Origin of the sequence: Aliiroseovarius zhejiangensis (assembly GCF_014656375.1) — a bacterium.
GTDB lineage: Bacteria > Pseudomonadota > Alphaproteobacteria > Rhodobacterales > Rhodobacteraceae > Aliiroseovarius > Aliiroseovarius zhejiangensis.
The window spans coordinates 321791-341894 of record NZ_BNCH01000002.1; the positions used below are offsets into that span (position 1 = coordinate 321791).

Below are 20104 nucleotides of genomic sequence, written 5' to 3' on the forward strand. Positions count from 1 at the left end.
GCGATAGACGGGTTGGCGAATCACTGATTCGAGGTGATGATTCGGCCAACGCGAATCACCTATGAGGTGGGGCATCACACCGGCAGACGCCCGATGCCCCATATCCGCCAAGCCAAGTGCAAGGAGGGCCCATGGCCGCCAAGGACACCGCCAACGACCGCAAGGATGACGACCAGGACGACGAAGCGATGGGCGACGTCAGCCAAAAAGCGATCAAGAAGATGATCGCCGAGGCGCGGGAGAAGGGCTATATCACCTATGATCAGCTGAACCAGGTTCTGCCCCCCGATCAGGTAAGTTCGGAACAGATCGAAGACGTGATGTCGCTGCTCTCGGAAATGGGCATCAACATCATCGAGGATGAAGAGGCGGAAGAGGAAGAGAAGGGCTCGACCGAACTGGTGACGCAGGCCGGCGCCCGCGAAGTCACCGTCGCCACCGCCGAGACCGAGAAGCTGGATCGCACCGATGACCCCGTGCGCATGTATCTGCGCGAAATGGGGTCGGTCGAACTGTTGAGCCGCGAAGGCGAGATTGCGATCGCCAAGCGGATCGAGGCCGGGCGCAACACGATGATTGCGGGTCTTTGCGAAAGCCCGCTGACCTTTCAGGCGATCACCATCTGGCGCGACGAACTTCTGAGCGAGGACATCCTTCTGCGGGATGTCATCGACCTGGACGCCACCTTCGGCAACGCGATGGAGGACGACGACGAAAGCGAAAGCGTCGCCAGCGCCCCCGGTGTCGACGGCGTTGCCGCTTCCGGTGAGAAAGAGAAAAAGGACACCGGCCCCGAACTGGACGCAGACGGCAATCCGATCGCGTCCGACGATGACGATGACGACGACGAGGATGAAGCCGCCAACATGTCGCTTGCGGCAATGGAGGCTGCGCTGAAACCCCGCGTTCTGGAAACGCTGGAACTGATTGCGCGCGACTACAACAAGCTGTCCGAGATGCAGGACCTGCGAATGTCCGCGACCCTGAACGAGGATGACAGTTTCTCGAAGAAGGCCGAGGTTGAATATCAGAAGCTGCGCTCGGAAATCGTGCTTTTGGTGAACGAGCTTCACCTGCACAACAACCGGATCGAGGCGCTGGTCGATCAGCTTTACGGCATCAACCGCCGCATCATGTCAATCGACTCGGCGATGGTGAAACTGGCCGATCAGGCCCGGATCAACCGTCGCGAGTTCATCGACGCCTATCGGGGGCGCGAACTGGACCCCACCTGGCTTGAGGATATGGCGAACCAGTCGGGCCGTGCCTGGCAGGGATTCATCGAACGGTCTTCGGACAAGGTCGAACAGTTGCGCGGTGACATGGCGCAGGTCGGTCAGTATGTCGGCGTCGACATTCCCGAGTTCCGCCGCATCGTGCAGCAGGTGCAGAAAGGCGAGAAGGAAGCGCGTCAGGCCAAGAAGGAAATGGTCGAGGCGAACCTGCGTCTGGTGATCTCGATCGCCAAGAAATACACCAACCGCGGGTTGCAATTCCTTGATCTTATTCAAGAAGGCAATATCGGTCTGATGAAGGCCGTGGACAAGTTCGAATACCGCCGCGGCTACAAATTCTCGACCTATGCGACGTGGTGGATCCGGCAGGCGATCACGCGTTCGATCGCCGACCAAGCCCGCACAATCCGTATTCCGGTGCACATGATCGAAACGATCAACAAGCTGGTGCGGACGGGTCGCCAGATGCTGCACGAAATCGGCCGCGAACCGACGCCCGAAGAGCTGGCCGAAAAGCTGCAAATGCCGCTTGAGAAGGTGCGCAAGGTGATGAAAATCGCCAAAGAGCCGATCAGCCTTGAAACACCCATCGGCGACGAAGAAGACAGCCAGTTGGGTGATTTCATCGAGGACAAGAATGCCGTGCTGCCTTTGGACAGCGCCATTCAGGAAAACCTTAAGGAAACAACGACCCGCGTGCTGGCGTCCCTTACCCCGCGTGAGGAACGCGTGCTGCGCATGCGTTTTGGTATCGGCATGAACACTGACCACACGCTGGAAGAGGTGGGTCAACAGTTCAGCGTGACCCGCGAACGGATCCGCCAGATCGAAGCCAAGGCGCTGAGGAAGCTGAAGCATCCCAGCCGGTCACGCAAGCTGCGGTCGTTCCTGGATCAATAACTGTAAGCGCCCCCGGAAGGGGGCGTTTTTCGTCGCTCACACGCCCCCGGCAGAAAGGATCACTCATGTCCCTTCTTTCAAAACTTTTCGGCGTTGGATCCGCATCGGCACAGGCCGGGTCGGCGACGGCTCGACCCGATCCGGTCATGCATGACGGTTTTGCCATCTATCCCGAACCGGCCAAGGATACGGGCGGCTATCGCATCGGGGCACGGATCGAGAAACAGATCGACGGGGAACTGAAATCGCACATGATGATCCGGGCGGATGTGTTGGGGTCGCAAGAGGCGGCGTCATCTGAAAGCCTGCGCAAGGCGCGGATCTATATTGACCAGATGGGCGAGCGGATTTTCGACTGACCCACGGGTAAACGAATCTCGGTCAGTTACACCGGCCCGTTATGATGATAAGGTGGGTGGGCGTCTATTTATTCACGAATTTCCTGAACTGGGTTCTCTCCGAGCCTGAATTCCGACCTGGAAACAGTTTGTTTTTTCATGTTTTCAAGGGCGATGAATCTGTTTTCTTTGAATTAGGGCGGAAATGTGGCGATAATGTGAACACATTGGACGATCGCTTTGTTTGACACGATACTTTTTGAGACTGGGGATTATGATGCGTAAGACGGTGGGCGCGCAGACATACGCAACCGGCCTGAAGGGGCCAATCACGAACTTGCAGGAAGAACTGGCACAGCACGACGGGCGACCGGATGTCAGGTCCGGGCGGCTGAGAGCGCTTATGAAACTGGAAACCCGGCGGCAGGATGGGCATGTCTCACGACGCCCCGCCCTGGTCCCGCTCTAGGGTTTCCGCTGTGTTTTCCGGCACATCAAGGCAAGCCACTCACGCGACCAAAGGCAGAAAGGGTGCCGGCCCTGCTGACCTGACTTCAATTGCCTTGACGTGCCGGAAAAACGAACGACGGGCCTTGCGCAGATCGGTCGGGTGACATTGTATCACCGCCATGAGACATGGCTTCACGATCCGAACGCAAGGCCCCGGCCTTTATGACTTCACCGCCGATGTGGCCGGGTGGCTGTCCGATCAGGGGGCGGGTCACGGGTTGCTGACGCTGTTTGTGCGCCACACCTCCTGTTCGCTGCTGATCCAGGAAAACGCGGATCCCGAAGTCCGGACCGACCTGCAAAACTTCCTGCATCGGTTGGTCCCGCCCACATCTGATCCGTCCATGTCCTATCTGACCCATACCTATGAAGGCCCCGATGACATGCCCGCTCATATCAAGGCGGCCCTTCTGCCGGTCAGCCTGTCCATCCCGGTGCAGAGCGGGCGGATGGTGCTGGGCACATGGCAGGGGATATACCTGTTTGAACACCGGAACGCGCCGCACACCCGGCACGTGGCGGTGCATCTTCTAGGCGATTGATCCAGCGCAATCGGCCAGCGTAAGAGTGTTCTATCTTCGAATTAGCCACTCAGGGATGAGTTGTCCGGGGGGCGAGTGGCCTCCAAAGCAATTGCCCCCTGACAGAAACTTGTTGGGAGGATTTAACATGACGAAAAGCATTCAAACACTGATGTGCAGCGTGGCGTTCCTTACGGCCAATTTGGCCGGAGGAGGTGTGGCGCTTGCTCAGGATGCCGATTTTGGAAAGACGGTATTCATGACGAGCTGCGCTGTTTGTCACGGAGAAATGGGTGGCGGGGGCGGACCTGTCGGCGAATTGTTCGCCAAGCGACCGCGCAATCTGACGACGCTCGCCAAGGACAACGATGGAGTATTTCCATTAGAGCGTGTCTATGACTCGATCAGCGGCAAGCGGGAAATTCAGGGCCATGGCGACAGCAATATGCCGATCTGGGGCCCGATCTTCACGGCAGAAGCCATGCCGCGGGCCATCCACCCCGGCCTCAGCCCCGAAGAGATCGCGCATGGCCGCATCCTGAGCTTGGTTTATTACTTGCAAACCATCCAGGAATAGCCTGCCGTTGCACAAACCAGTTTCAGCGCCCCGTGTTTTGCCGCGGGGCGCTGCGACCGTTGAATGTCATTTGACGCTTAGTCGTCCAGGACGAATGTCACCATCAGGTTGACCTGATAATGGGCAACCTTCCCATTTTCGACCTTCACGGACTGTTCCTTGACCCAGGCGCTGACGACGTTGCGCAGGGTGTCTGCGGCGCGTTTCACCCCTTGTTCCACGGCGTCGTCAAAGCTTTTCGGCGAGGTGGCGGAAATTTCTGTCACGCGTGCGATGGTCATGTTGTGTCTCCCTTTTGGATGAATGGTGGGCAGAGTGGTCAAGTCTACGCCCATCGTGCAGGGGAAGGGAAAGCAATCTTTCCCCGTGACAGTGGGGTATCGCGCATCTTGGGGCGTCTATTTCCCACTACACAAGACCTAGAGGCTGCCCTATAGTGCCTGTGGATAACTGGGCGAAAGACCCAAATAACCGAGGTGATTGAGAGAAGAGGAAGGCCGATGCGCTGCCCGTTTTGCGGAAATATTGATACTCAGGTAAAAGACAGCCGCCCGGCCGAAGACCACGTTGCCATTCGCAGGCGTCGGTTTTGCCCGGCCTGTGGGGGGCGGTTCACCACCTATGAACGGGTGCAGTTGCGCGATCTTGTCGTGGTGAAATCCAATGGGCGGCGCGAGGATTTCGACCGCGAGAAGCTGGAACGTTCAATCCGCATTTCGATGCAGAAGCGCCCGGTGGAGCCCGAACGCATCGACCAGATGATCTCGGGCATCGTGCGGCGGTTGGAGAGCATGGGCGAGACGGATATTCCATCCAAGACGATCGGCGAGATCGTGATGGAAAGCCTGGCCCGGATCGACACCGTGGCTTATGTGCGTTTTGCCAGTGTTTACAAGAACTTCCAGGCGGCGGATGATTTCGACAAATTCGTCAGCGAGCTGCGTCCGGACGTGGCACCAGAGGACGAGTGACCCAATCTGATACACGCTTCATGCGTCTGGCCCTGTCGCTTGGGCGGCGGGGGCTGGGGCGATGTGCGCCGAACCCAGCGGTGGGCTGCGTGATCGTGCGGGATGGTCGGATTGTTGGGCGGGGCTGGACCCAGCCGGGCGGACGCCCTCATGCGGAAACCGTGGCGCTGGCGCAGGCCGGCGCGGCATCGCGCGGCGCGACCGCTTACGTCACGTTGGAGCCTTGCGCCCATCACGGACATACGCCCCCCTGTGCCGCCGCGTTGATTAATGCGGGCATCGCAAGGGTGGTGATCGCCCTTGGTGACCCGGACCCGCGCGTGGATGGCGGCGGCATTGCCATGCTGCACGCTGCCGGGATTGTTGTTGACACCGGCCTGTGCGCCGACGAGGCGCGCGCCGATCTGGCGGGCTTTCTGTCGCGGGTCACGCGCGGCCGGCCGATGGTCACGCTGAAGCTGGCCAGTTCGTTTGACGGGCGGATCGCCACGGCCTCGGGCGACAGCCAGTGGATCACCGGGGCCGAGGCGCGCCGTCATGTTCACGCAATGCGCGCCACCCATGATGCGGTGATGATCGGGGCGGGCACCGCGCGGGCCGATGACCCGTCGCTGACCGTGCGCGGGCTGGGCGTCGAACACCAACCGATCCGCGTGATCCTGTCGCGCCATCTGGACCTGCCGCTAGACAGTCAATTGGCCCGCACCGCGCGCGATATCCCGGTCTGGATTTGTCACGGCCACCGTGCCGCGCCTGAACTCGTGTCAGCCTGGGCAGGCGTCGGGGCCGAGATGATTGCGGTGGATGACATGCAAGGCGCGCTGGACCCGGCGGCGGTGTTGCACGCCTTGGGCGACCGTGGCCTGACCCGCGTCTATTGCGAAGGGGGTGGCGGCCTTGCGGCCTCGCTTCTGGTGGCGGGGCTGGTGGACGAGCTTGTGGGCTATACCGCCGGGGTTGCTCTTGGGGCCGAGGGGCGACCGTCCCTCGCCGCCATGGGACTGGGACGGTTGGCCGAGGCGCCGCGTTTCGATCTGGTCGAGGCGCGGGTGATTGGCGGCGATATCCTGCATCGTTGGCGTCAACGCCAAAGATAGGCGTAGCTGGCAAACAGCCCCTGCAATTTCGACAGGATGCGCGTGCCGGGTGCCATCTTCGGCGCGACACCGTTGGCAAGACGCTCCACCACAACCTCGACCGGGCAGGCGGTGCCGGTCACGGGGTCGTGGTAGCGCGGGTAGTCTATCAACACAGCATGGGTCAGGGCAATCAGGTCGGGTCGCGCGGTGCGGCGGTCGGGGATGTCTCCCAGGTCGCGGGTCAGCCCCCAACCGGCATAGAAGGGCGCGCCAAGGCAGGTGACGCAGCGACCGCGGATAAGCGCCTCGAACCCTAATGTCGAGGTCATGGTCCACACCTCGTCCACCGCGTTGATCAGGCCGATAGGGTCGGCGTTGTCAGCTACCAGATTGGCAAGGGCGCGGGTCTGGTCGGGCGGAACAGCACCTGCACGCAGCCCGGCTTCCACATCCGGGTGGGGCTTATAGATGATAACGGCATCGGGATTCTCCGCGCGGGTCCGTTCCAGCAGCGCCAGATTGGTGGCGACGGCATCCGTGCCCAACCGGATCGAGGCGTCATCTTCAACCTGACCCGGCACCAGAATGCGCCGCCCATCCGGCAGGTCTGCAAGCCCATCGGGCAGGGGGCGGTCGAGGTTGTATTTGCCAAGCCCGGTTGCCGTCAGCCGCGCGATCAGCCGTTCGGCCCGGTCACGGGCGTGGTCGGGCAGGGTGGGTGAGGCGGCGATCAGGTGTTCCAAACGACTTTCCCGGGTGGGGTCGTAGTAGATGCCCAGATCATCGCGCACCAGTGACATCGGTGGCACGAGGTCCGCGCCCAGCCCGCGCGAGCGCAGAAACCCGTCCTCGATCCGCAGAAGGGGGGCGTGGGTTTGGTGTTCCGGCTGTTCCTTCCCGGCCCAGACCATCAACGGACGGTCCACATCGTCTGCACCCTTGGCTGCGCGGGCGGGATTGTCATCGAAAATCATTGCCGGGCCACTGGCGAAGAACCGCGTCAGTGGGCGGCGTTTCCACAGGCGCATGCCACTGGCGACATAGCCGTTGTGATCCTCGCGCCAGGCGCGGGCGCGGGCTTCCAGCGTGTCCAGCACGGTTTCGATCTCGCACAGCTCATCGCGATAGGGGTCATACCAGGTGGGGTAGAGGATCATCGCCCCCATGAAAAGCTGTGTGCGTGTCAGGGTGCGCGTGCGCCGATCCACCGGGCGGTCGTCGAAGGTCAGCCCCCAGCCGGCATAGAAAGGCTGGCCGAACACATGCGGCTTGTGGCCTGCCACGATCGCCTCGAACCCCATGCCGGAGCTGACGGTATAGACCGCCTGCGCCCCTTCCAGCAGTGCCCAGGGGCTGACCGGGGCAGTGATCAGGCGGACCTGATCGTTTTCATCCTCGGGGCCGTAGTGGCCGGGACGATGGCCCAGCGAGGTTTCTGGATGGGTTTTGACAAAGATTCGCGCGTCGGGGTGGTTCAGCCGGGCGGCAACCAACATGTCGCGAAACGTGTTTTCAGACGCGCCCGCATGGGTAATCGAGGCATCGCCGCGCGTCTGGTCGATCACCAGCACATAGGGCGCGTCCGGCACGGGAAGGGCGGGATCGAAGGCGTTGTACTTCGACAGATGCGCTTGCCGCATCCGGTCCATCGCGTCGCGCGCCCGGCGCAGGGTGTCGCTGTGATCCAGCGGGTCCGAGGCCAGGATATGTTCCAGCCGCGAGGGCTGCGCGCTGTCGAAATGCACGCCCATATCGTCGATCAGAAGACCCAATGGCGCCTCGCCCGACCGCCCCGTCAGGACCGAACGCAGAAACGCATCCTCGACCCGGATCAGCGGGGTGTCCCGGCGCGCGGCCACCGCTTCGCCGCGCGGTGCGGTGGGGCTTTTGCCCCAGATGCCGATACAGTCGCCATCGCCCGGCAGACCCAGCCGCACCTCCCACCCTGCCAGCGCCAGAATGCGACGGATGCGCGGTTGGGTCAGGAAGCCGCCATTATAAACATAAAGCCGCCGGGAAGGATGATCCCCGGCGGCTTTTTGGTGGTCTGATGATCGGGCCATCATGCCCTCTGGTTCAACTGTCGGACAGCGATTGGTTCAGCGACGAAATCGACCCGGCCGTGGCCAGCGACCCGGTCAGAGCGGACAAAAGCTTGGTCCACTGGACATAAGGCGCTTCGGTCACGTAGATTGTGTCGCCATCGCGGATCACGAAATCACGCGCCTTGAACATGCCATTGGGCTCGGTCAGGTTCAGCACATAGACCATGCGCTGCGATCCGCGTATGTCGGACCGGCCAAGCACCTTGTTGGCAATTTCGGCGGTTTCATCGCGCAGGATGAAGATCCCCTTGGGGTCGGCGGACGACCCCGACAGGCCACCAACCTGCGCCAGAGCTTCCATCGCCGACAGGTTTTGCGTCTCGAACCGGACACGGCTTTGGCCGCCGGTGGCGCCGATGGCGGTGTAGGACCTTGTGTCCTCTTCGACCAGAATGCGGTCGCCGCCGCGCAGGGCGATGTTGGTTTCGGGATGTTCAAAAAGATCCTGGAACCAGACTTCGCCGGTCTGGTTGCCACGGTTGACCCGGATCTTGGCAATCTCGGGCGAAATGGCGATGCCACCGGCGCGCGCCAGCATGGCGTTCAGCGTCCGCGTGGGCCGCTCGATGGGATAGACGCCCTGACCGCCGACCGCGCCCGTGATCGTGACGGTGGACCCGTCACCGGCCAGACGCCGCACCAGCACCTGCGGGTCCGGGGTCTGTTCGGCCAGTTTGCGGGTGATGATTCGGCGGATCGCCTCGGGCGAGTTGCCTGCGGCCTTGATACGGCCTGCATAGGGAATGAAGATGAAGCCCGACCCATCCACTTGCACTTCCTCCAGAGAAGCGGGGGCGCCAGCGGTGGTCAGGATGCCGGTGTCGACATTTTCCCAGATTGAGATGCCCAGCGTGTCACCTGGCTGAATGGTGTCTGACCCGACAAGCGGGGCATTGGCAAAGGCCTTGCTGAACCCCAGCGGCGGCGTGACGGCGGTGGCCCGGTTCACGTGATCGTTGACCAGAACGACAATGGAGTCATTCAACGGCTGGTCAGTCTTGGCAAGCAGTTCGGATTTGTTCGGGCCGCTGCGCGGCAATCCACAGGCGCCAACGGACAGAACCAATGCACAAAGGGCCGCGGCGCGGACCCATTTCTTTCCGGTGACTGACACTCTGCGTGCTCCTTCTGGGCGTTGGCCGATAGGGATTTGGCGCGACCCTAGTCGGGCGCGCGTGTTTTATCCAGCGTTTCGCCCGTGTCGCGCTATTTTACAACCCGCAACTGTTGCCTTGGTGCCGCTGTCCCACGCTCCAGCGCCTGATAGGGGTCATCGGCGGCCAGCATCATGTCCACCACTTGCCGCAAAAGCTGCCGTCGCCCCCGTGCTGCGTAGAAGCTGCCGGTGACCTGGCTTGTTTCCAGCAGATAGTGGCGATAGTCGCGATAGGCACGGCTGTCGGGGCGGGTTGGCAGGGCAAAAAACTCTTCGACCGACTGGGTCGAGGTAAATTCGGGTTTGTCAAAAACTGCCGTGCCGAACACCCTTAGCGGCAATCCGCGCCACAAGACCTGCTGGGCAGCGGTGGAGTTTACGGTCATCGCGGATCGGGCGTGGTCCAGAAGCCGGGCCAGCTTGCCACCGCGCACATAATGCACCCGGTCGGCGACGCCATGGATTTGCGCCAGCCGCCGGATTTCGCGGCGCTGCGGCACACGCCCGTCCTCCAGCGGGTGGGCTTTGAAAACAAGATGGTGATGGCGCGGCGCACCGGTGGCGAACCCTTTGATCACCACCTCAAGAAACTCAGTCATCGTATTGAAAGGGCTGTGATTTTGGAAGCTCGAGTCATGCTCAAGCTGAAGCAGCGCCAGATGATAGGGGAAGCCGCCATACTTGATCCGCAGGGTCGCGGCAATGCGATCAGCGGCGAGAAACGGCATCAGCAGAAGCCGCTTCAGATAGAGGTTCAACTCGTGCCCCACACTCACCGCCCGATGCGGCCGGAAGTGGGGATAACGGCGGTTGGTGAACATCACGAACCAATGATACAGGGCACCATAGAATACATGGTGACGCATATCGCCCCAATGGGCGGGTGCTTCGGGGATATCAAGCTCGGCATGGGCAAGGGTATCGCGCATCTGTGCGACGCTGGTTTGCATCAGACGTGAGTTACCATTCGAGCCGTCCCGTTCATACGTCACCCAATAGGGGCGCAGATAGCCTTCTTCAAACACGTGGATGCACAACCCGCGCGCTTTGGCGATCCTGACCGCGTTGGCATGGATCGACCGGGTGTCGCCATAGAGCACAATATCGGTGATGGCGTGGTCGTCCAGCAGGCGGGTGAACCGGTCGGGCCATGCTTCGTGCGGTTCAGTGAAAGGGATGAAGCTCGCGGGATCGCGCCAGAACACCTGGTCGCCCATGTTGAACCCAACGCGCCAGACCTTCACACCGGCCGCCCGCAGCATCCGGCCCAACTGCCAGAAGAACGGGCCATGCGGTCCTTGTAGAAACAGAAAATGTCGGTCCTGGCCGGTCATCATGAACTGCCTGTCTATCTTTTTCCGTCGCTGCGTAGCGGGTGAAGCGAGGTTCAATCCCTTTTGCCCCGGTCCGTTTAATATGGGAAGGGGAACCTTTCCATTCTGTTACCCTCGCCTTTGGGCAAAAGTGTGGCCTGAAGCTGTACCGGATTGGGCAGTCAGGCGTCGTCACATCTTGGCAATACCTTTGTCGCACGCTAGGGCTGAGGCACCACATGAGCGGGAGGAAACCAGCATGTTCACCGGGATCATCACAGATATCGGCCGGATTGAGGCGCTGAGCCAGTCGGGCGACATGCACGCGCGGATCAAGACGGGCTATGACACGGGCAGCATCGACATCGGCGCCTCGATCGCGTCCGATGGCGTGTGCCTGACCGTGGTGGCGTTGGGTGATGATTGGTATGATGTTGATATCTCGGCGGAAACCGTATCGAAAACCAATCTTAGCGCTTGGACGGTCGGTCACACGGTCAACCTTGAGCGGGCGTTGAAGGTCGGCGACGAGCTGGGCGGACATATCGTGTCGGGTCATGTGGATGGTGTGGCCGAGATCATCGCGATGACGGAGGAGGGCGACAGCACGCGCGTGCGGTTCCGCGCGCCCGCTGATCTGGCGCGGTTCATCGCGCCCAAGGGGTCCGTTGCGCTGAACGGCACATCCCTGACCGTGAACGAGGTGGAGGGCGACGTGTTCGGCGTCAACCTGATCTCGCACACGAAAGAGGTGACGAACTGGGGGCACGCGAAAGTGGGCGACCGCGTCAATCTGGAAATTGACACGCTGGCACGCTATGTGGCGCGGCTGGCGGAATACGGGTGAGCATCCCGGCGGGTTCCCTTTGACATATTCGGATGCGGGCATATGATCGTCTGAACGCCTGACCCAAGACGGAGCAACCAATGACCCTGATCCGCCCGACCCGCCGTGACCTTCTGCGTCTGGCCGCCATCGCACCGGCCTTCGCCATGCCCGCCACCGCGCGCGCCATGCTGGGGGCGCCGACGGCTGGCAACCCGGCGCATTTCAGCTTCACGCTGGGCGACGCGCGCCTGACCGTGGTGTCGGACGGCTATTTCTCGCTGCCCGGCAGCGGGCTCGCGGTGAACGCGCCCGAGGACGAGAAGATCGCCTTTCTGAAAGATCACTTCCTTGATCCCGAGCGCGGCTATTCCCACACCAACCACCTTTATATCGAGATCGGAGAGGCACGGGTTCTGATCGACGTGGGGTCGGGGACACGTTGGCTGGACACGACCGGGCGTCTGATGGGCAATCTTGAGGCCGCCGGCATCGACCCGATGGGCATCACCCATGTGGTCATCACCCACGCGCACCCGGATCATATCTGGGGCATCCGCGACGACTTTGACGAACCGCTCATCCCGGATGCGGAATACATCATGGGCGAGGCCGAACAGGCTTATTGGTTGCAAGACGGGCTGGTGGATCAGGTGACACCGGAACGTCAGCAATTCGTCGTGGGGGCCGTGAATGCGATCAACGCCGATGGGCTGGACTGGACGCTGGTGGGTGGCGGGGCCGAGGTCGTGCCGGGTGTGACCCTGCTTGACAGTCCCGGCCACACGCCGGGTCATTTGTCGGTTATGATCGACAGCGGCGGGCAGCAGCTGATCGCCACGGGTGACGCGCTGACCCATGCCTATACCAACTTTGCCCATCCCGACTGGTTCAACGATACCGACACCGACGGCGAGATGACAGTTGCCAGCCGCCGCAAGCTACTGGACATGGCGGCATCCGACCGGATCGCGATGCTGGGCTATCACTTTCCCTTCCCCGGCGTGGGCCATGTGCGCCGCATGGGCGAGGCGTTCGAGTTCGTGCCTGCGTTGTGGCAATTCTAACACCCGAGGTTGATCGGTGGACAGCAATGCTTAGCTTCAATGATGAAGCAAAGAGGGATTGCGTATGTACAATAACGGTTTAGGGTCGCCTGCCGATGACGACAGGGTCGCACTGCTGATTGATGGCGAAAACATCTCCAGCGCGCTGGCGGGTAAGATCATTGTCGAGGCGGGCAAGTTTGGCGAATTGCTGGTCAAGCGTGTCTATGGCAACGCGGCCCGCATCCGTGGTTGGGACGAGGCCCCGGGCATCAAGCTGGTGCACACCGGGCTGGGCAAGAACGCCGCCGACATCGCGCTGGCGCTGGATGCTGCCGAGTTGAGCTTTGAGGCAAAGGTGCGCACCATTGTTCTGGTCAGCTCGGATGGTGATTTCTCACACCTTGCAACCTTTCTGCGCGAACGCGGTCATGTGGTCGCCGGGATGGGCGAAGGGAAGGCGCCGGTGAATTATCGCAAATCGTGCTCCAGTTGGCTGACACTCGACTCTAACCCGAAAGATATGGATCAGAAAATCCTGGCCGAAATGCGCAAGCAGAAAGACGGGCTTCTGATTGGCCGCGTCAGCCCCACCTTGCGTGCAGCTTTGGGTGTCACCCTGTCCGATCTGGAAGAAAAGACCTGGCGCAAGTATTTCGAAAAACGTCCCGACACGTTCAAGATCACCGGCGAGGCGCAGCAGACCCGGATTACGGCGCGTTAGCACCGTCCGGCGCCGCCTTTGCACTGGCAAACGCATCCCGCCTGCGCTAGTCACGGGCGCGAACCTGAGGGGAATGCGCCATGCCTGATCGCAGCACATATGAAACGCCCGGCCCGGTCGAGGCCAGCCTGTCCGATGCCATCGCCTCGGCCGAGGAGATCATCGAAGAAGCCCGCGCGGGGCGGATGTATATCCTCGTCGATCACGAAGATCGCGAGAACGAGGGCGATTTCGTCATTCCCGCCGATGCCTGTACCGCCGAGGCGATTAACTTCATGGCCACCCACGGACGCGGCCTGATCTGCCTGCCGATGGAGGCTGCGCGGATCGAGGCGCTGGGCCTGCCGATGATGTCGATGCACAACTCGTCGCGCCATGAAACCGCGTTCACCACCTCGATCGAGGCACGCGAAGGCGTCAGCACAGGGATTTCCGCCGCGGATCGCGCCCTGACCGTGGCGGTTGCGATCGACCCAGAGAACGGCCCCGCGGACATCGCCACCCCCGGCCACGTCTTCCCCCTGCGCGCCCGCAATGGCGGCGTGTTGGTGCGGGCGGGGCATACAGAGGCTGCGGTCGATATCTCGCGCCTTGCGGGACGTACACCTGCGGGTGTGATCTGCGAGATCATGAACGAAGACGGCACCATGGCGCGGCTGCCGGAACTGGTCGAGATCGCCAGGAAACACAACATCAAAATCGGGACCATTTCCGATCTGATCGCCTATCGTCGCCGCCACGACAATCTTGTGCGTGAAACCTCGCGCGAGCGTGTCACCTCGCAATATGGCGGCGATTGGGAGATGCGGATTTTCACCGACCTGACCCACGAAATCGAACATGTCGTCCTGATCAAGGGCGATATCACCACGCCCGACCCGGTTTTGGTGCGCACCCATGCGCTGCAAGAAGCGCAGGACGTGCTGGGTCTTGGCCCACGCCCGGCCGACGAGTTGCCCCGCGCCATGCAGATCATCGCCGATGAAGGCCGGGGCGTCGTCTGCCTGTTCCGTGAGCCGCGCAAGACGCTGCACGCCAACGACGATGACGATGGCCCGCGTACCGTGCGCCAGATCGGGCTGGGCTCGCAGATCCTGTCCGCGCTTGGCTTGCACGATATGGTGCTTTTGACCGACAGCCCCGACACCCGCTATGTGGGTCTGGACGCCTATGGGCTGTCCATCACCGGCACACGCCCCATTCAGAAGGATTGAACCATGGCCAAAGCCGAACAGCACTACGTGCTCGACCGCCCGAATTTTGATAAACCGGTGAAGCTGTTGATCGTGGTCGCGCCGTACTACAAGGACATCGCCGACGAACTGGTCGCCGGGGCCAAGGCCGAGATCGAGGCGGCTGGCGGCACCTGGGATCTGGTCGAGGTGCCCGGCGCGCTGGAAGTGCCCACGGCAATTGCCATGGCCGACCGGCTGTCGAATTTCGACGGCTATGTGGCGCTGGGCTGCGTGATCCGGGGCGAGACGACGCATTATGAAACTGTCTGCAACGACAGCTCGCGCGCGATCCAGATGATGGGGCTGCAGGGGTTGTGCATCGGCAACGGCATCCTGACCGTCGAAAACCGCAAGCAGGCCGAGGTGCGCGCAGACACGAAAGATCAAAATAAAGGCGGTGGGGCGGCGGCTGCGGCCTTGCATCTGGTCGCACTTTCGCGCAAATGGGCCGGCGCAAGCAAAGGTGTCGGGTTCAAGTCGATCTCGGATTCCATAAAACTTGCGGGCAAGACGAAGGATACCCCGACAGCATGACGCTTTCCGGCAACCAGCAACGAAAGATGAAATCCGCCGCCCGGCTGTTCGCCGTGCAGGCTTTGTTTCAGATGGAAGCCGCGGGGCAGACGGCGGACCGCGTGATGGTCGAGTTCGAGGACCACCGCTTTGGCGAGGTGTTCGATGCCTATACCATGGCGGAAGGTGACAGCCGCCTGTTTCGCAAGCTGGTCGAGGACGCGGTGAACCATCAGGCCAGGATCGACCAGATGACCGACCGGGCGCTGGTCGCCAAATGGCCCCTGGGGCGCATCGACCCGACCCTGCGCGCCCTGTTTCGCGCAGCAGGGGCCGAGCTGACCCAGGGTGACACGCCGCCCAAGGTGGTGATCACCGAATTTGTCGACATCACCAAGGCCTTCTTCCCTGAAAGCGACGAAGGCAAGTTCGCCAACGCGGTTCTGGATCACATGGCCCGCGAGGCGAAGCCCGAAGCGTTTTGACGCTGCTGAGGATGGTTCTGTGCTCCATCGCCCCGAGGCAGCGCCTTGCCAGACCTGCGCACGCCAACCCGTGACCTGCGACTGTCTGCCCCTTTAAATTCCGTCCGATTGCGCTAGATTGAAAGGGCAGCAGGAAAGGAAACGCCATGCCAAGACTCGTCCGCCTTTACATCAAGCAAGTGCTGATCGGATTTGGCTTGTCCGCAACCTTCGTCGCCCTGCTTCTTTACACCAATGTCGGGAACCTGTGGCACCTCGTGTCGACCTCGGATATCGGCTGGATCGCGGTCCTGATGCTGTTCATGTTCAACGGCATCGTGTTCGCCGGCGTCCAGTTCGCCATCGTCATCATGCGCATAGGGCAGGACGACACACCGAAAGGCGGCAAGCGCGAGCCGATCGCCACCACCATTCCGGTGCCGGTGGAAGCGACGTCGCGGAACAGCTGACCATATTCCGGCGCGCAATCACGCTGGTCCAATCCGGTCGATCCTGCTTGAATGGCCGGAGGAAGGATGGACGGGCTTCGTGACGGGACTCCGGATATTTCTGGCCGCCATGTTGGTGGTCGTACCCACCTTGGGCCATGCCCAAGGCATTCAACCCGCTCGCTCTTGCTTTGCACCGACCCAGATGCAGGCGGAAACCAAGGATCAGATGGTAATCGCGGGCATGATCTCGCAACTTGAGCCGGTGATCGAGCTTGTGTTCACACAATGGACATCACAACCACAGCTAAGACCCAGCCTGTGTCTGGTCGACCATTCCAGTGCCGCGATCGGTGAATATCTCAGCGCGCCGAACACGATATATTTGCGCCGTGACATGCCCGCGCCGCTGATGCAGGGTATCATGTTGCACGAACTGCGCCACGCGGACCAATATCTGCGGGGCTTTTGCCCATCGAATGATGTTTCTATGCAGGAAAACGCGCGCGCCGTTGCCGCGATCGAAGCTGATGCCAGTGCGATCAGCCTATTGGCGGCGTGGCGGTTGTCCAAGTTGGGACGACCTGACACTTGGGCGGCTCTTGCGGCCTGGCCGATGCAGCGTGACATCGCCACGATCTTCGAGCAGCGCTTGTCTGCGACCCTGGATCCCGTCGATGCCGTGTCCGCAGCCTTTGCCCAATGGTATCGCGCCGATGGTCGCTGGAACAGCTACTATGTCTCAAGTTGCAGCGATTATCTGGATCGCCAAGACGACGGACATCTTTTGCCCAGCTACGCCACGCTTCCAGACGATTTTCTGAAGAAGTTGTGCATCATGCCGGGGGGCGAGCGCTATCCTTGCAGCGATGCGAACTGGCACGACCGGTTTCGGTGATTGTGCCAGCTCGACTGTCATGCCCCTGCCTTGTGGGCAGGGTTGGCTACATCATCTGAATTGACTGGATGTAGAACACCAGCTCCAGCAGGCGCGCGCGAATGACCTGCTCAGCCCCGTATGGCCCATAGGTGTCGCCGATATCTTCTGAATAGCGCGATCCCCAGATCGGCATCGCATCTGTGCCATGACCGCGCACCTGCGTGCGGCCATCGACAATCTGGAACACCTCCAGCAATGGGAAAACCCCGTCATTGTTTTTGGCGATCACGGTCAGATCCGCTGGCTTCACCGTCAGGGTTTCGGCCATTGCGCCGTTGCCTGTCCCATCTTCGCCGTGACATACCATGCAGGAGTTTGTGTACTCTTTCAGCCCGATTGCAGTCTCTTCAGCCAAGGCCGCCGAAACGCTGGACGTGGCCAGCAGCCCACTCACAAATGCGAGCATTCTGAACGGTGTCTTGAAACACTTTTTTTCAAACATTGGATTACCTCCATCATAATCGACCTGCACCTGAACCCGGTAACAAGGCCTTGATTGGTCTGAAAGAACCGACCAGGAAGAAATCGTGTCACCCGGATCGATACGCTTTCAGGTGAACGAATTGATTGTGCAGCTCTCGCCGTGTTTTCACCATGATCTGGCTCATGGAAGAGAGGAGAGATCTGCCTTAGACTTAAAGCTGATAGGCAAAAAGTTACGTGAAACGGGCAACAGGTCATGAAATATTTGGTTCAACTGGTGGCGTTCATTCTTGCCTTTCCGGTTCTTGGCCAAACGGTTGGAGAGGCACAGGAGATCACCTGCAGGACAGAAACGGGTCAGGAACTGGTGATTCAATTATGGACACCACATCCGTTGGGTGACCCGATGCACTGCATCCAGTCCGAGCGGCTGCCAAGCGAGGCCTTTTGTGCTCCGAATGGCGGATGGGGGCTGTTGAATGATGCCGGGGTTCCGGCGCTTGTGTCGGTCACCATGGATTGGAAAACCGCGCATGAGCATCAACTGGGCAAACTGACCGCGATTGCTGGTCCCAAGGCGGTGCGGTTCAATGCGCAACATGGCGTGGGCACAGGCAGCAATCTGAGCTATGAATGGAAATTCACGCTCGACCGCCGCACGGGCGATGCAACCTGGTTCTCAAAGGCGGGTGAACGGGTGCCCTATCGTTGCGAGTTGCAAGGTTGAGACCGGGGCAAGGGCCGTTCAAGGTGCCGTCAGGCGCAGGAGCCGTCCGCCTTTTCTGTCCTCCAGGACCCAAAGCGCCCCGTCCGGACCTTGTTCGACGTCGCGCAGGCGGCGGTCCCAGCTGAAGCGTTCGACCTCGCGCGCGGTGTCACCATTTATCTTGACGCGGATCAGCGCGCGGCTGACCAGACCTCCGATCAAGGCATCCCCCCGCCAGTCAGGAAACATATCGCCGTCATAGATCGCCAGCCCGGATGGTGCGATACTGGGCACCCAGAAGGCGGCTGGCGCGGCAAACTCGGGGCGCGTGTCGTGGTCGGGGATCGCTTTTCCGCTGTAATGGTCGCCCATCGACACAACAGGCCAGCCATAGTTCCGGCCCTTCTTGATCAGGTTCAATTCGTCCCCATGGCGCGGCCCCATCTCGTGCGTCCAAAGGCGGCCCTTCGCGTCAAAGGCAATGCCAAGAAGGTTGCGGTGGCCAAGGGTCCAGAAGCTTTTTGCCAGGTCGCCCTTGTTTTGAAACGGGTTGTTGCCCGGCACTGAGCCATCATCGTTCAGCCGGATGATCTTGCCAAGCGCCATGTCCCAACGCTGCGCCGGGGTCTGCTCCTGCCGGTCGCCCGAGGTGATGAACAGCTTGCCCGCCTGCGCTGAGCCTTTCGGGCCAAAAGCGATCTTGTGGGAAAAATGGCCGGACCCCGGCCGATGGGGATGCTGGCTCCAGATCCGTTGCAGGTTGGTCAGGGCAGGGCGGTTTCCCCGGACAAGCGTGCCGCGCACCACAGCGGCCCCGCGCGTCACCCCGCCATCCCGGCTTTCCACAAAGGACAGGTAGATCAGCCCGTTCTTGGCAAAATCGGGGTGTGGCACGACGTCCCCCATCCCGCCCTGCCCCCCGACGACAACGCGCGGCACGCCGCGGACGGCGCGCCGTGTGCCATCGGTTGTCACCAGGAACAGTTTGCCTGGCCGGGTGGTGACCAGAAGCTCTGAATTGCTGATGAAGCTCATCGCCCAGGGGCGATCGAACTGGGCAATCTTGGTCGCAGTCAGTGTGCTGCCGGCGCTGCCTTCGGTGGTGAAGGCCACGGCGGTTGTTGCCAGGGCGATCAGGGCGGACAGGTTCAGGAACAGGGCAAGGGTCAGGCGTTTCATGGGACCTCCGGCGGGCGTGGTTGCAGGTGTGCAGGCAGTCTAGGACAAACGGAGATGATGCCGCGAACACAACCATGTGAGCCGCCGGGACGGTGCGACAAACCGGGAAAGAAAGGCGGGGAAAGGTGGCGGAACCGCACGCATCCGTCGGGGTCTGAATTCCCGAGGACCTGTATTTACAGGTGGGCGCCGGGTAACCGGACCAGGATCCGGACAGAGCCAGCTCCCTCGGAATTGCTTAAGGCCACTGGAATTGTACCCACGTGAGACGAGAAGGGCAGAAGCCGCCTCGACCTAGATAGGCGGCACGTAATGGCGTTACAAGGGGAGAGTTCGGAAGGATTGGTGAAGCGGTTGACAAAATGTTCACGAAATGTTCATGCTTGTCGCATGGAATTACCACATCAAACCCTGATGCCCGGCCAGGTGCTGGCGCGCGGTGTGTGCCGCCACATGCTAAGCCATGGGTTCGTCACTGTCGAAGAGCTGGTGCCGACGCGGGGGCTGCGGGTGGACGTGATGGCGCTTGGTCCCAAGGGCGAGATCTGGGTGATCGAATGCAAGTCCTCTCGGATGGATTTCCTGTCGGATCAGAAATGGCAGGGTTATTTGGAATGGTGTGACCGCTATTTCTGGGCGGTGGACGCCGATTTCCCGACCGAGCTTCTGCCCGAAGAGACCGGTCTGATCATCGCGGATGGGTATGATGCCGAGATCCTGCGCATGGGGCCGGAGGACAAACTGCCGCCCGCCCGCCGCAAGGTGATGGTGCAGAAATTTGCCACCCATGCGGCGCGCCGGCTGCAGGGGTTTCGCGACCCCGGCGTCGCGGCGCTTGTGAATATCTGACGTAACAGGGGCGTTGCCCCTGCGCGCGAAATCCTTCGGGATTTC

Annotated in this window: 23 protein-coding genes; 17 read left to right on the top strand and 6 right to left on the bottom strand. The window is 61.2% G+C overall.

The features are described 5' to 3' along the window. Positions 1-131: 131 nt before the first annotated feature. The 5 genes from rpoD (at position 132) to IE188_RS06285 (ending at position 4081) form a co-directional block, all read left to right on the top strand. Positions 132-2135, top strand: coding sequence for an RNA polymerase sigma factor RpoD (rpoD, locus tag IE188_RS06265; RefSeq protein WP_191285609.1), 2004 nt, complete (start codon positions 132-134; stop codon positions 2133-2135). A gap of 65 nt (positions 2136-2200) precedes the next feature. After that, the gene (locus IE188_RS06270; protein ID WP_191285610.1) at positions 2201-2494 is read left to right on the top strand and encodes an HlyU family transcriptional regulator; all 294 of its coding nucleotides are present in this window, start codon (positions 2201-2203) and stop codon (positions 2492-2494) included. 256 nt (positions 2495-2750) lie between these two features. Further along, positions 2751-2942 (top strand): hypothetical protein, encoded by a 192-nt coding sequence (locus IE188_RS06275; RefSeq protein ID WP_191285611.1) that lies wholly within the window; start codon positions 2751-2753, stop codon positions 2940-2942. Positions 2943-3102: 160 nt separating this feature from the next. Next, on the top strand, positions 3103-3525 hold the full coding sequence (locus tag IE188_RS06280) for a secondary thiamine-phosphate synthase enzyme YjbQ (protein WP_191285612.1): 423 nt from the start codon (positions 3103-3105) through the stop codon (positions 3523-3525). Positions 3526-3652: 127 nt separating this feature from the next. Further along, a complete protein-coding gene (locus tag IE188_RS06285; RefSeq protein ID WP_191285613.1) occupies positions 3653-4081 on the top strand; it encodes a c-type cytochrome in 429 nt (142 codons plus the stop codon). A 77-nt stretch (positions 4082-4158) separates the two neighbouring features. Here IE188_RS06285 and IE188_RS06290 read toward each other — a convergent pair whose 3' ends face one another. After that, on the bottom strand, positions 4159-4362 hold the full coding sequence (locus IE188_RS06290; protein ID WP_191285614.1) for a dodecin family protein: 204 nt from the start codon (positions 4360-4362) through the stop codon (positions 4159-4161). Positions 4363-4581: 219 nt separating this feature from the next. Here IE188_RS06290 and nrdR point away from each other — a divergent pair, with 219 nt between their 5' ends. Then, positions 4582-5052, top strand: coding sequence for a transcriptional regulator NrdR (nrdR, locus tag IE188_RS06295; protein WP_091429505.1), 471 nt, complete (start codon positions 4582-4584; stop codon positions 5050-5052). Further along, positions 5049-6149, top strand: a complete 1101-nt coding sequence (ribD, locus tag IE188_RS06300; RefSeq protein ID WP_229836559.1) for a bifunctional diaminohydroxyphosphoribosylaminopyrimidine deaminase/5-amino-6-(5-phosphoribosylamino)uracil reductase RibD — start codon at positions 5049-5051, stop codon at positions 6147-6149. Before nrdR ends, ribD begins: the two co-directional genes overlap by 4 nt. Here the strand turns inward: ribD and IE188_RS06305 are convergent. The 3 genes from IE188_RS06305 to IE188_RS06315 all read right to left on the bottom strand — a co-directional run bounded on the left by IE188_RS06305 (position 6134) and on the right by IE188_RS06315 (position 10726). Then, a complete protein-coding gene (locus tag IE188_RS06305) occupies positions 6134-8194 on the bottom strand; it encodes a capsular polysaccharide biosynthesis protein (RefSeq protein ID WP_191285615.1) in 2061 nt (686 codons plus the stop codon). The genes ribD and IE188_RS06305 overlap by 16 nt on opposite strands. A 13-nt stretch (positions 8195-8207) precedes the next feature. Further along, a complete protein-coding gene (locus IE188_RS06310; protein ID WP_191285616.1) occupies positions 8208-9350 on the bottom strand; it encodes a polysaccharide biosynthesis/export family protein in 1143 nt (380 codons plus the stop codon). Positions 9351-9442: 92 nt separating this feature from the next. Next, a complete protein-coding gene (locus IE188_RS06315; protein ID WP_229836561.1) occupies positions 9443-10726 on the bottom strand; it encodes a capsule biosynthesis protein in 1284 nt (427 codons plus the stop codon). Positions 10727-10964: 238 nt separating this feature from the next. Here IE188_RS06315 and IE188_RS06320 point away from each other — a divergent pair, with 238 nt between their 5' ends. The 8 genes from IE188_RS06320 (at position 10965) to IE188_RS06355 (ending at position 16860) form a co-directional block, all read left to right on the top strand. Continuing rightward, the gene (locus IE188_RS06320; RefSeq protein ID WP_191285618.1) at positions 10965-11552 is read left to right on the top strand and encodes a riboflavin synthase; all 588 of its coding nucleotides are present in this window, start codon (positions 10965-10967) and stop codon (positions 11550-11552) included. 80 nt (positions 11553-11632) lie between these two features. Next, entirely contained in the window at positions 11633-12598 is a 966-nt protein-coding gene (locus tag IE188_RS06325; RefSeq protein ID WP_191285619.1) for an MBL fold metallo-hydrolase, read from the top strand. 64 nt (positions 12599-12662) lie between these two features. Further along, positions 12663-13301 carry an NYN domain-containing protein gene (locus tag IE188_RS06330; protein ID WP_191285620.1) on the top strand — a complete coding sequence of 213 codons (639 nt, stop codon included), beginning with the start codon at positions 12663-12665 and terminating at the stop codon, positions 13299-13301. 80 nt (positions 13302-13381) lie between these two features. Beyond that, positions 13382-14515 (top strand): 3,4-dihydroxy-2-butanone-4-phosphate synthase, encoded by a 1134-nt coding sequence (gene ribB / locus IE188_RS06335; protein WP_191285621.1) that lies wholly within the window; start codon positions 13382-13384, stop codon positions 14513-14515. 3 nt (positions 14516-14518) lie between these two features. Further along, entirely contained in the window at positions 14519-15070 is a 552-nt protein-coding gene (locus tag IE188_RS06340; RefSeq protein ID WP_191285622.1) for a 6,7-dimethyl-8-ribityllumazine synthase, read from the top strand. Beyond that, on the top strand, positions 15067-15534 hold the full coding sequence (nusB, locus tag IE188_RS06345; RefSeq protein WP_191285623.1) for a transcription antitermination factor NusB: 468 nt from the start codon (positions 15067-15069) through the stop codon (positions 15532-15534). The genes IE188_RS06340 and nusB overlap by 4 nt, the downstream gene beginning before the upstream one ends. A gap of 146 nt (positions 15535-15680) precedes the next feature. Next, positions 15681-15983, top strand: a complete 303-nt coding sequence (locus tag IE188_RS06350; protein WP_191285624.1) for a hypothetical protein — start codon at positions 15681-15683, stop codon at positions 15981-15983. A 79-nt stretch (positions 15984-16062) separates the two neighbouring features. Then, entirely contained in the window at positions 16063-16860 is a 798-nt protein-coding gene (locus IE188_RS06355) for a DUF6782 family putative metallopeptidase (RefSeq protein ID WP_191285625.1), read from the top strand. Between the two features lie 46 nt (positions 16861-16906). Here the strand turns inward: IE188_RS06355 and IE188_RS06360 are convergent, their stop codons facing one another. Continuing rightward, a complete protein-coding gene (locus tag IE188_RS06360) occupies positions 16907-17344 on the bottom strand; it encodes a c-type cytochrome (protein WP_229836563.1) in 438 nt (145 codons plus the stop codon). Positions 17345-17581: 237 nt separating this feature from the next. Here IE188_RS06360 and IE188_RS06365 point away from each other — a divergent pair, with 237 nt between their 5' ends. Further along, positions 17582-18052, top strand: a complete 471-nt coding sequence (locus IE188_RS06365) for a hypothetical protein (protein WP_191285626.1) — start codon at positions 17582-17584, stop codon at positions 18050-18052. An 18-nt stretch (positions 18053-18070) separates the two neighbouring features. Here IE188_RS06365 and IE188_RS06370 read toward each other — a convergent pair whose 3' ends face one another. Then, positions 18071-19210 carry a PQQ-dependent sugar dehydrogenase gene (locus tag IE188_RS06370; RefSeq protein ID WP_191285627.1) on the bottom strand — a complete coding sequence of 380 codons (1140 nt, stop codon included), beginning with the start codon at positions 19208-19210 and terminating at the stop codon, positions 18071-18073. A 390-nt stretch (positions 19211-19600) separates the two neighbouring features. On the opposite strand from IE188_RS06370, the gene IE188_RS06375 reads away from it, so the two are divergent. Continuing rightward, positions 19601-20059, top strand: a complete 459-nt coding sequence (locus IE188_RS06375; RefSeq protein ID WP_191285628.1) for an MmcB family DNA repair protein — start codon at positions 19601-19603, stop codon at positions 20057-20059. Positions 20060-20104: the final 45 nt, after the last annotated feature.

What these genes read in the sequence shown, in the direction of transcription:
- IE188_RS06305 (WP_191285615.1), bottom strand. Translation starts at nt 8,194, where the DNA reads ATGGCCCGATCATCAGACCACCAAAAAGCCGCCGGGGATCATCCTTCC.
- IE188_RS06370 (WP_191285627.1), bottom strand. Translation starts at nt 19,210, where the DNA reads ATGAAACGCCTGACCCTTGCCCTGTTCCTGAACCTGTCCGCCCTGATC.
- IE188_RS06320 (WP_191285618.1), top strand. Translation starts at nt 10,965, where the DNA reads ATGTTCACCGGGATCATCACAGATATCGGCCGGATTGAGGCGCTGAGC.
- IE188_RS06290 (WP_191285614.1), bottom strand. Translation starts at nt 4,362, where the DNA reads ATGACCATCGCACGCGTGACAGAAATTTCCGCCACCTCGCCGAAAAGC.
- nusB (WP_191285623.1), top strand. Translation starts at nt 15,067, where the DNA reads ATGACGCTTTCCGGCAACCAGCAACGAAAGATGAAATCCGCCGCCCGG.
- IE188_RS06285 (WP_191285613.1), top strand. Translation starts at nt 3,653, where the DNA reads ATGACGAAAAGCATTCAAACACTGATGTGCAGCGTGGCGTTCCTTACG.
- IE188_RS06275 (WP_191285611.1), top strand. Translation starts at nt 2,751, where the DNA reads ATGCGTAAGACGGTGGGCGCGCAGACATACGCAACCGGCCTGAAGGGG.
- ribB (WP_191285621.1), top strand. Translation starts at nt 13,382, where the DNA reads ATGCCTGATCGCAGCACATATGAAACGCCCGGCCCGGTCGAGGCCAGC.
- IE188_RS06350 (WP_191285624.1), top strand. Translation starts at nt 15,681, where the DNA reads ATGCCAAGACTCGTCCGCCTTTACATCAAGCAAGTGCTGATCGGATTT.
- IE188_RS06360 (WP_229836563.1), bottom strand. Translation starts at nt 17,344, where the DNA reads ATGTTTGAAAAAAAGTGTTTCAAGACACCGTTCAGAATGCTCGCATTT.
- IE188_RS06365 (WP_191285626.1), top strand. Translation starts at nt 17,582, where the DNA reads ATGAAATATTTGGTTCAACTGGTGGCGTTCATTCTTGCCTTTCCGGTT.
- IE188_RS06280 (WP_191285612.1), top strand. Translation starts at nt 3,103, where the DNA reads ATGAGACATGGCTTCACGATCCGAACGCAAGGCCCCGGCCTTTATGAC.
- IE188_RS06270 (WP_191285610.1), top strand. Translation starts at nt 2,201, where the DNA reads ATGTCCCTTCTTTCAAAACTTTTCGGCGTTGGATCCGCATCGGCACAG.
- IE188_RS06325 (WP_191285619.1), top strand. Translation starts at nt 11,633, where the DNA reads ATGACCCTGATCCGCCCGACCCGCCGTGACCTTCTGCGTCTGGCCGCC.
- nrdR (WP_091429505.1), top strand. Translation starts at nt 4,582, where the DNA reads ATGCGCTGCCCGTTTTGCGGAAATATTGATACTCAGGTAAAAGACAGC.
- IE188_RS06375 (WP_191285628.1), top strand. Translation starts at nt 19,601, where the DNA reads ATGGAATTACCACATCAAACCCTGATGCCCGGCCAGGTGCTGGCGCGC.
- IE188_RS06315 (WP_229836561.1), bottom strand. Translation starts at nt 10,726, where the DNA reads ATGACCGGCCAGGACCGACATTTTCTGTTTCTACAAGGACCGCATGGC.
- IE188_RS06330 (WP_191285620.1), top strand. Translation starts at nt 12,663, where the DNA reads ATGTACAATAACGGTTTAGGGTCGCCTGCCGATGACGACAGGGTCGCA.
- IE188_RS06340 (WP_191285622.1), top strand. Translation starts at nt 14,519, where the DNA reads ATGGCCAAAGCCGAACAGCACTACGTGCTCGACCGCCCGAATTTTGAT.
- rpoD (WP_191285609.1), top strand. Translation starts at nt 132, where the DNA reads ATGGCCGCCAAGGACACCGCCAACGACCGCAAGGATGACGACCAGGAC.